Genomic DNA, 13,883 nt, shown 5'->3' on the forward strand with positions numbered 1-13,883 from the left:
TCATTCATATCCATTCCATTTATAAAAAAAGATCTCTCGAAACGAGAGATCAACTATGCATGGCTTTATATTTTTTGTATTCTTCCTCCGAGCATAATACAAAATGGCCCGGCGTAATTTCACGAAATTCGAGACTTTCTCCATCTTTATATTGGTGCTGTGATGGATCATAAATCGCTCTCCTGCGCACTCGTTCTGTTTCCGGATCCGGCAGCGGAATCGCGGATAATAATGCTTTTGTATAAGGATGAATCGGGTTGCGATACAGCTCTTCCGCCTCTGCCAATTCAACCATTTTTCCAAAATACATGACACCGATGCGATCGCTAATATATTTCACCATCGACAAATCATGGGCAATAAATAAGTAAGTCAGTCCTTTTTCGCGCTGTAGTCTCTTCATTAAGTTCACAACCTGCGCTTGGATCGAAACATCTAAGGCAGAAATCGGTTCATCGGCAATAATAAATTCCGGCTCAACCGCTAAAGCGCGGGCAATTCCGATCCGTTGCCGCTGACCGCCGGAAAATTCATGCGGATATCGATTCGCATGCTCTCGATTTAAGCCAACCGTCTCGAGGAGCTCGTATACCCGTTTCATTCGTTCCTCTTTTGTTTTTGCAAGACCGTGAATATCGATGCCCTCAGCAATGATGTCCGCAACGGTCATGCGCGGATTCAGCGACGCGTATGGATCTTGGAAAATCATTTGCATTTTTCGCTTTAACATTTTTAATTCTTTAGGCGATTTTTTGCCGTGAACGCTCACGCCATTCAGCAGCACCTCGCCGCTCGTTGCTTGATATAAGCCAATAATCGTCCTTCCTGTCGTCGATTTCCCGCATCCAGATTCCCCCACAAGACCAAGCGTTTCTCCTTTATAAATATCGAACGTTATACCGTCTACTGCTTTGATTACTTGTCCATGCCCGACGTTAAAATGCTGCTTAAGATTTTTGATTTCGATCAGTTTTTGCTTTTCTGCCATTTTACTCACTCTCCTTTACAATAACAGGTTGAGGGTAATTGGAGGAGAGCTTGCGCAAACGTTTTTTCACCGCTTCAGGCGGCTCTACTTTTGGCGCGTCCGGATGAAGCAGCCATGTCGCTGCATAGTGCGTATCCGAAATCTGAAACAGCGGCGGCTCCAACTCAAAGTCGATTTTCATCGCATATGGATTGCGCGGCGCAAATGCATCGCCTTTTGGCGGGTTTGTCAAATCTGGCGGCGTTCCTGGGATGGCAGCTAATTCCGATTTATCATCGCTATCTAAGCTCGGCATCGACGCCAATAATCCCCATGTATAAGGATGCTTCGGGTCATAGAAGACTTCATCCACCGTTCCCATTTCTACGATTTTTCCTGCGTACATGACGGCCACACGATCCGCTACATTAGCAACGACCCCTAAATCATGAGTAATAAAGATAATCGACGTATTGGTTTTCTTCTGCAGCTCTTTCATCAGCTCTAAAATTTGCGCCTGAATCGTTACATCCAACGCTGTCGTTGGTTCATCGGCAATCAATAGCTTCGGATTGGAGGCCAAGGCTACAGCAATCATCGCCCGCTGTCTCATTCCCCCGGAAAATTCGTGCGGATATTGGGTCACGCGTTTTTCCGGCATCGGAATCCCAACAAGACGCAACAATTCAATCGCCCGCTCCTTTGCAGCCGATTTGTCCATTTTCAAATGTTTCGTTAACACTTCCATGATCTGATGTCCGACCTTCATGGTTGGATTCAACGACGTCATTGGATCTTGAAAGATCATCCCGATATCTTTTCCGCGAATCGCTTCCATTTCCTTGTCTGTTTTCTTAACAAGATCCTCTCCATCAAAAAGAATTTGTCCATTTTTGATTCTGCCCGGCGGTGTTGGAATAAGGCGCATAATGGTTTGGGAAGTCACGCTTTTTCCGGATCCTGATTCCCCTACAATCGCCAGCGTTTCCCCTCTGTTTAAGTGAAAGCTAACACCGCGCACAGCCTGAACTTCTCCGCCATATGTTTGAAACGAAACCTCTAAGTTTTTTACTTCTAACAGCTTCTTCATGTCTTCACCCCTTACTTACGCAATCTCGGATCTAGCGCATCGCGCAAACCGTCCCCTACTACGTTAAATGCAAAAATCGTTAAGCAAATAAAAGTAGCTGGGAAAAATAACCGCCATGGATAGTATTGCATGGCTTGTACTCCATCAGAAGCCATCGTCCCCCAACTCGCTAAAGGCTGCGGCACGCCAAGACCTAAATAACTTAAAAATGCTTCTGTAAAAATCGCAGATGGAATCGATAAGGTTAATGTGACAAGAATCGGGCCCATCGCGTTTGGAATTAAATGCTTAAACATAATCCGCGATGTGCTTGCACCTAGCGTTTGCGATGCAAGTACATATTCTTGGCTTTTCAGCTGAAGCACTTGCCCGCGAACGATGCGCGCCATATTGATCCATCCGGTAATCGTCATCGCTAAAATCATGGTACCTAGTCCTTGGCCTAAAACAACCATTAAGATAATCACGAGCAACAAATAAGGAACGGCCCATAAAATATCGGCAATCCGCATCATCACTTCGTCCGTTCTGCCACCGCGAAGCCCGGAAATACCGCCCCACAGCACCCCAATCAATAAGTCAATAAGCGCTGCGGCTAAACCAATGAACAAAGAAATTCTAGCACCATACCATGTACGCGCGAATACATCCCGACCTAAATCATCTGTGCCAAACCAGTGCTTAGAAGATGGAGGCTGGTTTGTATTCATTAAGTCGTTTGTCGCATAGTCGTATTTCGTCATGTGTGGTCCAAAAATCGCCATAAAGACTAAGAGTACAAGCAAAACTAGGCCAAACATCGCTAATTTATTTTTGCGAAAGCGAATCGCAACATCCTTCCAATAAGAAAGGCTCGGTCTCGATATTTTTTCCGCTTCGCCCAGCTCTGCTGCTGCTGGCTGAAACATCTCTTTTGGAATTTGTTGCATGATTACTCTCCTTTCTTTCCACCGGCTAGCTTAATTCGAGGATCAATGAAGCCGTACGCAATATCCACAAGCAGGACAGATGCCAGCAGTAAAATGCTGTAAAACACCGTAACTCCCATAATCACGGTATAATCACGATTCGAAATGCTCAATACAAAATGGCTTCCCAATCCAGGAATACCAAAGATTTTTTCAATGACAAAGCTTCCCGTTAAAATCCCTGCGGACAATGGTCCCAAATAGGTGACAACAGGCAATAAAGCGTTGCGAATGGCGTGTTTTACCGTAATTTGTCCTCTTGAAAGCCCTTTTGCCTTCGCTGTGCGAATATAATCATTGCTTAATACCTCCAGCATGCTGGAACGAGTCAGGCGAGCAATGAACGCCATCGGTGTCGCCGCAAGCGCAAGCGCCGGCAAAACCGTGTGCTGCAATGACTCCCATCGGGCCACTGGGAACAAATGCAGCTTAATCGCTAAAAAGTATTGCAAAACAGAGGCCATAATAAAGCTCGGAACCGATATTCCGAGAACGGCAAAAACCATCGCTCCGTAATCCTGCCATTTATTATGATTCAGCGCAGCAATAATCCCTAACAAAATCCCGATACTTACTGCTATCAGCAAAGCTTCCATTCCAAGAAAAAAAGAAACCGGAAAGCCGTCGCTAATGAGATCGTTCACTGTTTGTCCTTTATATTTAAAGGACGGACCGAAATCCCATTTCGCAACAGAAACTAAATAGTCAAAATATTGACTGTACCAAGGGCGATCCAGCCCATAGTATTCATTTAAGTTTTTTTCAATTTCAGGAGGCAGCTTTTTCTCCCCAGAGAAAGGTCCACCTGGCGCAGCTCTCATTAAAAAGAACGTCGCTGTAATAATTAAAAAGAGTGATAGCAACATATAGAGCAAACGTCTGCCTATATACCGCAACATATTCAAACACCTCCATTTTTTTGTAATTTGGCTTCATCGTGAAATGAAGGTATACGGGACAGTTCCCATATACCTTCACTCATTCACACCTTATTCAAAATATGCCCATTTGAATTGAACATCGCCAAGGCCTGATACTTCCACGCCTTTTAGGTTGTCTTTTTGCACCCAAGTATTTGTGTAGAAGTAGATTGGCGCGATTGGAAGCTCATCCATTAAAATTTGTTCTGCATCTTTGAGCATTTGCTTACGTTTTTCTGGATCAGCCTCTTTTTGTGAATCGATTAGCAATTGTTTGAACTTCGGATTTTCCCAATTTGTATCGTTGTTGCCGCCCTCTTTATCACGATATAGCTCCAAGAAGTTGATTGGATCGTTAAAGTCTCCTAACCAACCCATGCGGCCAATTTGATAATCGCCAGAATGCAATTTGTCAATGTATACGTTCCATTCTGCATTTTCCAGCTTCACATTAATGCCTAGATTTTTCTTCCACATGTCTTGAATGGCCTGAGCAATTTTAGCGTGAGCGTCGTCCGTATTATAGGACAGAGTGATTGGCGGCAAATCTTTTACATCCTTTAAGCCAAGCTCTTGAAGACCTTTTTGTAAATACTCTTTTGCTTTTTCGACATCGTTATCTTTGAAATATCCCTTTTCATTTTCAGGGAACATCGTTGGCGGCACAGCAGCCATCGCTGGAATTTGCTCGCCTTTTGTCACGTTTTCTACAATCGCTTTGCGGTCGATCGCATATGTGAATGCCTTGCGGATATTCACATTGTTGAATGGTGGTTTTTCCGTATTAAATTTGTACCAATACGTACCTGCGATTGGCTGAACGTGCAATTTACCTTCTTTCTTTAACTGCGGCAAAGAGTCTGTCGGCAATTGGCCAGTAGGCATTCCTGCCCAATCTAGCTCTCCGTTGTTAAACATGGAAAGCTCCGTATTGGTGTCATTGACCATCGCCATGTCGATTTTCTCAAGCTTGACGTTTTTCGCATCCCAATAGGATTCATTCTTTTCAAGAACGATTTTGCTGTTATGCTCCCAAGTGACCATTTTGAACGGACCGTTTGAAGTGTAATCAGGTCCTGCGTTTTTATACCAGTCTGGTTTTTGTTGAGCCACTTTGCTGTTCACTGGATAATACGTATAGAACGCTGTTAATTCTAAAAAGTAAGGGGTTGGAGCTTCAAGAGTCACTTGCAATGTTTTCTCGTCAAGTGCTTTTACGCCAACGTCCTCAGCCTTCGCCTTTCCTTCATTATAGGCTTGGCCATTTTTAATATAGTAAAGCTGATAAGCGTATTGTGATTCATTTTTTGGATCAAGCGCCCATTTCCAAGCATATTCGAAGTCTTGCGCTGTCACTGGGTCGCCGTTTGTCCATTTTGCGTCGCGCAGCTTGAATGTGTAAGTCGTTAAATCATCGGAAACCTCGTAGCTTTCTGCAGCAGCTAATTCAGGTTTGCCGTCTTTAATGGTTGTCAACCCTTCGAATGTTTGGCGCAACACGTTACCAGAAACAGAGTCATTCGCCAAACCAGGATGTAGAGAAAACGGCTCAGTCTTAATGTTCACACGCAGCTCTTGCGGAACATCTGATTTTTTGCCTCCTGCTTTATCATCGCTGGCGTCATCTTTTTTGCTGAATCCGCCACAAGCAGCAAGGAAGAGACTAAGCACTAGCATTAAGCTGAACAAAAGAGATAGTCTTTTCTTCAATGAGTTTCCCCCCTAGTAAAAAATTTTTATAGTCAAAAGTCCCACGTAAAAGCGCAGAACTTTTGGTACCCTAGTTGCATCTTGAGTTGGTATGTACAAAAGACTAGATCCATCACTCTGGATGGAAAAAATTTTATCTGCTCTACTACAGATCGAAAACATTAATATACTTAAAAAAGAAATCATTCTATATTTTTGTTTTTTCTGAATTTTCCATTTGTTAAAATTGTTTTTTTAACTTTATTTTTCAGCTAATTAGCATTTTATAGTTTTTTTCGATAAATGTAAATAAAAAAAATTACAAAATCACAAAAAAAAACTGAAAAAACAACAAATTAAAGCGTTTACATTTTCATTTTTTTAAAATTTATCCTTTCATTACACTAGCAATTTATCACTTTAATTTAGGAAAGAGAATTTTTTGAAAATAATTTTTTCAATGAGTTTGATATAATAATACAGAAATAGGAAAATCGACGGTTATTTCTTGCGCAAATGTTCTTCATGCATTAGAATAAAGAAAAAACAGCATGCGATGAGAAAGAAGAGTACATGTTGTGATGCCTTCAGAGAGCTTGTGGTTGGTGGGAACAAGCGGCTAGCAATATGGAATGGGCTTTCGAGCATCTGGGCTGAACTGGAGAGTAGGCTCAGACGTTTGCCTTGCGTTATAGAGGCGCCATGCATGATACAGCATGGATCAGAGTGATTGCACGTTTCTGTGCAATAACTAGGGTGGCAACGCGGTCCTATCGTCCCTAATTTTCGCTAAGGGGAGATAGGGCCTTTATTTATGGGCAAATAATGGAAAAGGAGTGGTCTATCTCATGAAAACCATTTTTTCTGGCATCCAGCCAAGCGGAGTTCTCACCCTTGGAAACTATATTGGTGCCATGCGGCAGTTTGTTGAGCTGCAACACGAATATCAATGCTATTTTTGTATCGTCGATCAGCACGCGATTACCGTGCCGCAAGATCCAAAACAGCTGCGTCAAAATATCCGCAGCTTGGCGGCCTTCTATTTAGCGGTCGGCATTGATCCGAACACAGCCACTTTATTTGTGCAATCGGAAGTTCCTGCTCACGCGCAGGCCGGATGGATTTTACAGTGTCTTTCCTATATCGGAGAGCTTGAACGGATGACGCAATTTAAAGATAAATCGGCGGGAAAAGAGGCAGTGAGCGCGGGTCTATTAACATACCCGCCGTTAATGGCGGCTGATATTCTTCTTTATAAAACAGACATCGTTCCTGTTGGCGAAGATCAAAAGCAGCACATTGAATTAACTCGCGACTTAGCGGAGCGCTTCAATAAACGATACGGGGAAATTTTCACCATCCCTGAAGCGCGCATCCCAAAAGTCGGAGCGCGAATTATGTCATTGGCCGATCCATTGAAAAAAATGAGTAAATCGGATCCAAATCAAAAATCATATATTACGCTGTTAGATGATGCCAAAGCCATTGAAAAGAAAATTAAGAGCGCTGTAACCGATTCTGAAGGAACGATCCGCTACGACAAGGAAACGAAGCCTGGTGTTACTAACTTATTGAATATTTATTCCATTTTAGCAAATAAAACGATCGAACAATTAGAACAGCAATATGCCGGAAAAGGCTATGGAGAATTTAAAAGCGATTTAGCTCAAGTGATTATGGATGCCCTCGCTCCGGTTCAAGAGAAATATTATCATTTAATGGAAAGCAGCTCTCTTGATGACATCCTTGATAAAGGGGCAGAGAAAGCGAACCAAGTAGCAAACGAAATGCTCAAAAAAATGGAACATGCGATGGGATTAGGACGAAATCGAGGATAACAACAAAGCAAAAAAAGCAAGCCGCAACATCGGCTTGCTTTTTATTCAACCTCTTTAGTTAACCCGCGGCTCTTGCTCCATTTCCCACAGCTTTTCAAAAAATGGCTGTCCTTTAATCATTTTTTCGCATAGTTGAACGTGCTTTTCCGACCAATCGTATTTTGTTTCCTCATATAGCTGCTGCCATGCTTCTTCAAATGACATTTGCTGAATTAAAGAATATTTATGCGGCGCCCATTCCGTGTACCAATAGCGAATTTCTGCTACATTTTTCGTTGAATAAAGTTGATCCATTGCCATAAACAAAAGCTGTTTGAGTTGGCGCTCCTTCCGTGTCAGTCCGTTCATCAGCTCCGGAGCAGGCGATAAAATATGATATTCTTTTTCATATGAAGGAAGCGGATAGGCTTCTTCTTGCTGGTCCGCGACCATTTCATAGACAAGCTGCTCTTGTCTTGGAATCAGCCGACTTTTGCGAATTGGAATGCTCGAACCGATCGTGTCAATCGCTAATATTCCTTTTCCATCCGTTACAACGAAACAATAATCAAGCTGAAGACGTTCATGGTTTTTCCGCACATATGCTTTTTGATAAACATCTTCTAAAAGTGGCTTAGGTATCTCCGACAAACTATTTTCTACATAATTAAACAAACGGGAAGATACCTTTAAAAGCGGAACTTGATCGAGCAATTCGACTTGGTCATCCTTTCTCCATTCATGAAAGTGACAGACGTTATACCCATTTTCCTCGCCTTCAAACCAATTCACCCAAATATCATGAAGATATAACATAAGATACCCCTCACTTCAAAAGCTATTTGTCCATCATTATAGGCAGAGGGGGATTATTTTATTCCACAGCAGCCTTTTTTATCCATTATTCTTGATCCGGAAAGTATAGACTGAACCACATGACAATCATGCCGATTGGAAGTAAATAGCACTCCATTCTCGTGCTAATAAATTGAAAGTAATTGATCCACCCTCGCTCCGGTGTGATGAGATTTAAATAAGCAATGGATGTAACCCCCCCTATAACTGAAAAACCAAAGCCGAGCAAATAAATGAATACGCGCATCGCTTTCCTCCGTCGCCTTGTCCATCTTATTTCTACATATATGTGCAAGCGGCATTGTTCATGACTATGACCTTAAGACGATTGCTAAAATTGCGCGAGCTGCAGAATGCGCTCTGCAGGCATTTCCATCAGCTTAAAAAAGTCGTGCTCTTTTTGCAAGGCGGCACATACGATTCCGTAGCCTACCGCATATCCAAGCATCTCAGGATACAGACCGCGTCCATATAAAAGGCGGTCGTATAATCGATGTGACGGAAAAATCATTTGATAGCGGTCAAGATATTGCTTCCAAAAATGGCGCAATTCATCGTCTGAATAGTATGATGTCCATTTGGCTTGATATTCTTTTCCCACGTCTTGCCCGACTGCTTGTTCTGCCAAGCCCTCTAAAATCACGGCGTCAAGCAGCGGATATTCCTTTTTCGGTTGCTTTGCTAGGCGGCAAACGTGATTGTATTCATGAGTCAATACGGCCTCTATTTCTTTCCATGAATGCTGCGGCAACAAAAATAAAAACAATTTATCAGCGTAGGCAAGACCGCCTTTACTATTAAAATCTCGAGCCATCTTTCTGTTATGTTCATTTGCCGGAAAAATAAAAACAGGTACATCCGGGCCGTTCCAGCGCTTTTGTAATCGATGATAGATCCTTTCCGTTCGCTCCCATAGCTGCTTTCGCTTCATGGTTTCTGTTATCTTTTTCGCTTCCTCCGATAACGAATGCATTCCGTGATGAATAAGATGAACATAAATATGCCGAGCGTTGCCCCCTCGAAAATAATCGGTTAGCCGTTCGCATAGCTGCAGCGGCTGTTCCGTAGCGAGCCATTCGTCGGTATGAATAACCGGCATTTCTCGCTTCCCCCTTTCTCTTCCTTATTTCCTATCGTATGATGGAGCAGAAAAAGGGGTGAAAAAAAGGCGATCCCGCTTTTTATGAGATCGCCTTGTTGATTATTCCGTATATTTTCTGAAAATAAGAGTGGCATTATGTCCGCCAAAGCCAAGCGAGTTGCTTAAAACAGCGTTTACTTCCTGTTTTCTCGCCACATTTGGCACATAATCAAGATCGCACTCTGGATCCGGTGTTTCATAATGAATCGTTGGCGGAATCACTCCATCGATCATTGTCAAGATGGAGAACATCGCTTCAACCGCGCCTGCGGCACCCAATAAATGGCCGGTCATCGACTTGGTTGAGCTGATTGCCAATTTATAAGCATGATCGCCAAAGACCTCTTTTATCGCCATTGTTTCATATTTATCGTTATATTCGGTGCTTGTTCCATGAGCGTTAATATAACCGATTTCTTCTGGCTTCATTCCGGCATCAGCGAGCGCTTGGCGCATCGCCCGCACACCGCCTTCCCCGCCTGGTGCAGGAGCTGTAATGTGATAAGCATCTCCCGTTGATCCATAGCCAACGATTTCCGCATAAATACGAGCGCCCCGCTTGCGTGCATGTTCTAATTCTTCGAGCACGAGAATAGCAGCACCCTCTCCGATCACAAACCCATCACGGTTTTTATCGAATGGCCGGCTTGCTTTGTCCGGATCAGGATTTGTTGATAAAGCCGTATTCGCGCAAAATCCGGCTAATGCCATTTTCGTAATCGGCGCTTCGGTTCCTCCTGTCACCATCACATCCGCATCACCGCGTTGAATGACTTTAAACGCATCGCCAATCGAATTCGCGCCTGTTGCGCATGCTGTAACTGTACAAGAGTTGATTCCTTTTGCTCCTAATATAATCGATACTTGCCCTGCCGCCATATCAGGAATCATCATCGGTACAAAAAATGGGCTTACACGGCGATAACCGCGCTGTTGAAAAATTTCAAACTGCTGCTCGAATGTTTCCATTCCGCCGATTCCTGAGCCAATCCATACGCCCACTCGCTCGGCATTTTCTTCATTGATTGTTAAATTGGCATCTTTTACAGCCATAAGTGCAGATGCTACCGCATATTGAGTAAAGCGGTCCATTTTACGCGCTTCACGTTTATCCATATAAAGTTCCGGATTAAAATCCTTTACCTCTGCCGCAACTTTTGCCGGATAATCATCTGGATTGACACGAGTCAGCGGACCCACGCCATTTTCGCCTGCTATTATACGTTCCCATGTTGTTTCCACATCATTACCAAGCGGAGTCACTGCTCCCAAACCTGTGACAACGACTCTTCTCTTTTCCATCCTTTTTGCCTCTCTTTCCGTTTGTAGTCAAAGAGCTTTCATCGTTATTTTAGCGTCCCCATCTTAAGGCGATCGCTCCCCATGTTAAACCGCCCCCAAAACCAACCATAATGATTAGATCATCGTCTTTGATTTTTCCAGCCTCTAGTTCTTCGACAATCGAAATTGGAATAGAAGCAGCGGACGTATTGCCATATTTTCTGACGGTTGCTGACATTTTATCCTCCGGCAGCTCCAAGCGCTGTCTAGCTGCTTCAACAATACGAATATTGGCTTGATGCGGAACTAAAAAATCCACATCCTGTTTAGACAATCCTGCTTTTTCGAGTACGTGAATGCATGATTCCCCCATTTGACGAACCGCAAATTTGAACACCTCTCGACCATTCATAACAACATATTCGTCTTGATATAGGTGTTTTCCTCCTGTTCCGTCAGCTCCTAATTCAAAGGATACAATGCCGCGTCCTTCGGAAACGGGTCCCATCACGACAGCACCTGCCCCATCACCAAATAAAACAGCCGTATTGCGGTCCTCCCAATTTACGATTTTCGATAATTTTTCCGCTCCTATCACTAATATATATCGATATGTTCCGCTTTCAATAAATTGCTTTGCTGTAACCATTCCATACATGAAGCCAGCGCAGGCTGCACTAATATCTAGGGCTGCTGCTTTTGTCGCCCCCAATCTTTCTTGCAGCATGCAAGCAACTGACGGAAATGGACGATCCGGCGTTACTGTAGCCACTAAAATTAAATCAAGTTCCGCAGCTGAGATCCGGGCGTTCTCAAGAGCCTTCACAGCAGCAAAATAAGCCATATCTGACGTGTCAATATCATCAGCGGCAATTCTTCTCTCTTCAATTCCCGTTCTAGTCCGAATCCATTCATCAGACGTATCCATCATTTTTTCCAAATCGAGGTTGGTGACTACCTTTTCCGGCAAATACCGGCCGATTCCGATAATACCTGCATTCATGCAGAACATCTCCTTTATTGTTATATAACCAATTACTATTACTTGGTACTAATTTTATCGAAGTTTTCATAATCACGCAATATAAATGTTTGGTCCATGTCATCTGTCTAATCATTTCTACTTTTCTGAACATAAATTGCTTATAAGGAGAAAGGGGGATCTCATGTGGAAGAAGAAAAACAAACGACCCATCAGCTAAATGACCGTTTTTCTCGTCTAATGTTTGGAGACTTTCCATTTCGTCAAGAAAAACAAACAAACGTAGCAGAAACATCCTCTTCCCAGCAGGGGGTTGATTTTCTACAGCTTATGCAGGACATTGATACACTTGTCTCCTCGTTCCATCAACTCAAACCATTCATGAAAACGTTTACTTCTTTTACGGATTTATTAAAAAAATAAATAACGTAGATCGAAACGAACCGATTGTGCGGTTCCTATTTTTTCCACACGAATACATGGCAAAGGTAAGTCACCAGATCTCTCCGGCCGTTGCTATTCCAGAAACCACAGGTGTGTTGATGATCCAATAAAACCAATTGACATTGTTTGATTCCTCGCTTTTCTGCCGTAGTCGGCAAGCCATATTTTTAGTAAAAGAATGGATTATTACCGTTTGTGCAGAAACCATGTTTTCATCTTCAAATAGCATGAATAGTGGGAAAGTAGAGCGCATTTTTAGAAAAGCTTCTGTAAAGCATGCTTCACCAGCCTCCTTATCTAACTCGTTGCGTGGATCCTTCTGCTGCAAAAACTCCTCTATCGTTCCTAAGAGCGATAGAGGAGCTCATCATAATCGATTATACTTTTCATAGAATTGGTGAATGGCTCTGGCAAACCGATATCGTTTTTCCGGTAAATGATACAAAACTTCCACAGGCAGCTTTTTTTCTTTTGCTATTTCTGCATACTTACGGCAGTGAAGGGAAGAAGGATAAGGCGTTACTCCGGATAGCTGCCATATTTTCGTCGGTACATGGGAAAAAGTCAAAGAAGAACAAGGAATCACATCATATACTTTAGTCTTGTCTACTCTATAGGCATCGGCGATATCGTTTACTAGACGTTTGTAGAAAAATTTGTTTTCCTTTTCGTATTCCAGTTGTGCTCGCAAATTTAGACATGGACTAAACATCGCCACCGCCCGAATTTGTGGAGATATTTCCTCCATCAGTCGCAAGGCGGCAAGCGCCCCCATTCCTTCGGCTAAAAGATAAATACGATGATTAAGAATTTCACTTTTTAATACATAGTAGATCAGTTGTTTCGCCAACCGAAGCGCCTGATCACTTCCCCAATGCCGCCCGTACAAATGGGAAGAAAAAATGGTGTATCCATATTGAAGCAGATCATCTAGCAGTTGCCGTCTTCCTTCGTGCTCGGTCCAGAAGCTTGCATTTTCTGTTACATAATGATTGACATCTCCAAGAAGAAGAACGCCAAACCCATTTGGGCGCTCCGGTACATGGATGATGCACCATTGATCATCTAATTGGAAAAAACGCTGCTGAATCGTCATATTATTTCACCTTTACTTTCCCAGGTGTGTTGTCGATGAATCAATATCATTTAGAAATTGATTACCTTTATTGCTTTTCTGCCGCCCTTCGAACAATAATCGTTATGCGCAGAAAAGCGAATCATCATCCTCTCCTGATCATTTATACCTCAATGAAACCACTGTTTGTTGCCTTCTACAAAGCATAGCTGTACATTAAAAATATATGTGAACACTTCAAAGATGGAAAGGGTATCAGCCTAAAAAGAAGAACATTTTCCATGAAAGCGATTTGTGATAAGATAGATAAAGAAAGCAAGAAATGTTGAGGTGAAAATCATGAGATTTTTTTGGACGCTCTTTTGGACATTCTTGCTAGCACAAATGGCTACATATGTCATTAGTTCCATGCAAGGAAGTTCTTATCAATTTTCAACAGGCGCTTTTTTAGGAGTGGCTATGACGATTTTTGTCATCATCATTGGCAGCTTGCTTCCTAATGATCCTGTTGGCCATCATGACCATCATTAAAAAGCAGAACCTAGCTCTTAGTGCGCTGCACAAAAGGAGGCTGTCTAAAAAGACAGCCTCCTTTTGTCAATACTCTCTGCCATTACAATTTGATGCGCGAACATTTGCCCACCATTGAGCAGG

General features: G+C 42.8%; 15 protein-coding genes and 1 other annotated feature. Of the genes, 3 read left to right on the forward strand and 12 right to left on the reverse strand.

Annotation, left to right across the window (positions count from 1 at the left end):
* Positions 1-49 precede the first annotated feature (49 nt).
* From oppF to GGQ95_RS08650, 5 genes are all read right to left on the reverse strand, one after another.
* Complete coding sequence (gene oppF, locus GGQ95_RS08630) at positions 50-988, reverse strand: ABC transporter ATP-binding protein (RefSeq protein ID WP_044745736.1); 939 nt, start codon at positions 986-988, stop codon at positions 50-52.
* Position 989: 1 nt separating this feature from the next.
* A complete protein-coding gene (locus GGQ95_RS08635; protein ID WP_080860620.1) occupies positions 990-2,057 on the reverse strand; it encodes an ABC transporter ATP-binding protein in 1,068 nt (355 codons plus the stop codon).
* 11 nt (positions 2,058-2,068) lie between these two features.
* The gene (gene oppC / locus GGQ95_RS08640) at positions 2,069-2,986 is read right to left on the reverse strand and encodes an ABC transporter permease (protein WP_044745734.1); all 918 of its coding nucleotides are present in this window, start codon (positions 2,984-2,986) and stop codon (positions 2,069-2,071) included.
* Between the two features lie 2 nt (positions 2,987-2,988).
* On the reverse strand, positions 2,989-3,924 hold the full coding sequence (locus tag GGQ95_RS08645) for an ABC transporter permease (RefSeq protein WP_044745733.1): 936 nt from the start codon (positions 3,922-3,924) through the stop codon (positions 2,989-2,991).
* Positions 3,925-4,014: 90 nt separating this feature from the next.
* Entirely contained in the window at positions 4,015-5,655 is a 1,641-nt protein-coding gene (locus GGQ95_RS08650) for a peptide ABC transporter substrate-binding protein (RefSeq protein WP_044745732.1), read from the reverse strand.
* A gap of 526 nt (positions 5,656-6,181) precedes the next feature.
* Positions 6,182-6,418 (forward strand) — a binding site (T-box leader).
* A gap of 64 nt (positions 6,419-6,482) precedes the next feature.
* On the opposite strand from GGQ95_RS08650, the gene trpS reads away from it, so the two are divergent.
* Complete coding sequence (trpS, locus tag GGQ95_RS08655; RefSeq protein WP_066148289.1) at positions 6,483-7,472, forward strand: tryptophan--tRNA ligase; 990 nt, start codon at positions 6,483-6,485, stop codon at positions 7,470-7,472.
* Positions 7,473-7,526: 54 nt separating this feature from the next.
* On the opposite strand, the gene GGQ95_RS08660 is transcribed toward trpS, so the two are convergent.
* The 5 genes from GGQ95_RS08660 to GGQ95_RS08680 all read right to left on the reverse strand — a co-directional run bounded on the left by GGQ95_RS08660 (position 7,527) and on the right by GGQ95_RS08680 (position 11,731).
* Positions 7,527-8,267, reverse strand: a complete 741-nt coding sequence (locus GGQ95_RS08660; RefSeq protein ID WP_183186611.1) for a YjbA family protein — start codon at positions 8,265-8,267, stop codon at positions 7,527-7,529.
* An 85-nt stretch (positions 8,268-8,352) separates the two neighbouring features.
* Complete coding sequence (locus tag GGQ95_RS08665; RefSeq protein ID WP_066148283.1) at positions 8,353-8,553, reverse strand: YuzI family membrane protein; 201 nt, start codon at positions 8,551-8,553, stop codon at positions 8,353-8,355.
* An 84-nt stretch (positions 8,554-8,637) separates the two neighbouring features.
* A complete protein-coding gene (locus GGQ95_RS08670; RefSeq protein ID WP_066148281.1) occupies positions 8,638-9,405 on the reverse strand; it encodes a DUF2268 domain-containing putative Zn-dependent protease in 768 nt (255 codons plus the stop codon).
* 102 nt (positions 9,406-9,507) lie between these two features.
* Positions 9,508-10,749, reverse strand: a complete 1,242-nt coding sequence (fabF, locus tag GGQ95_RS08675; RefSeq protein ID WP_044745727.1) for a beta-ketoacyl-ACP synthase II — start codon at positions 10,747-10,749, stop codon at positions 9,508-9,510.
* A gap of 49 nt (positions 10,750-10,798) precedes the next feature.
* Positions 10,799-11,731, reverse strand: a complete 933-nt coding sequence (locus GGQ95_RS08680; protein ID WP_044745726.1) for a beta-ketoacyl-ACP synthase III — start codon at positions 11,729-11,731, stop codon at positions 10,799-10,801.
* Between the two features lie 165 nt (positions 11,732-11,896).
* On the opposite strand from GGQ95_RS08680, the gene GGQ95_RS08685 reads away from it, so the two are divergent.
* Complete coding sequence (locus GGQ95_RS08685; RefSeq protein ID WP_044745725.1) at positions 11,897-12,133, forward strand: hypothetical protein; 237 nt, start codon at positions 11,897-11,899, stop codon at positions 12,131-12,133.
* Positions 12,134-12,203: 70 nt separating this feature from the next.
* Here GGQ95_RS08685 and GGQ95_RS08690 read toward each other — a convergent pair whose 3' ends face one another.
* Both GGQ95_RS08690 and GGQ95_RS08695 read right to left on the reverse strand, forming a co-directional pair.
* Positions 12,204-12,482, reverse strand: a complete 279-nt coding sequence (locus tag GGQ95_RS08690) for a hypothetical protein (protein WP_183186612.1) — start codon at positions 12,480-12,482, stop codon at positions 12,204-12,206.
* A 39-nt stretch (positions 12,483-12,521) separates the two neighbouring features.
* Positions 12,522-13,250: an alpha/beta fold hydrolase gene (locus GGQ95_RS08695; RefSeq protein WP_044745723.1), complete on the reverse strand. Its 729-nt coding sequence runs from the start codon at positions 13,248-13,250 to the stop codon at positions 12,522-12,524.
* Positions 13,251-13,568: 318 nt separating this feature from the next.
* On the opposite strand from GGQ95_RS08695, the gene GGQ95_RS08700 reads away from it, so the two are divergent.
* Positions 13,569-13,760: a YjzD family protein gene (locus GGQ95_RS08700; protein WP_044745722.1), complete on the forward strand. Its 192-nt coding sequence runs from the start codon at positions 13,569-13,571 to the stop codon at positions 13,758-13,760.
* Positions 13,761-13,883: the final 123 nt, after the last annotated feature.

Origin of the sequence: Anoxybacteroides rupiense, from assembly GCF_014196195.1 — a bacterium.
GTDB lineage: Bacteria > Bacillota > Bacilli > Bacillales > Anoxybacillaceae > Anoxybacteroides > Anoxybacteroides rupiense.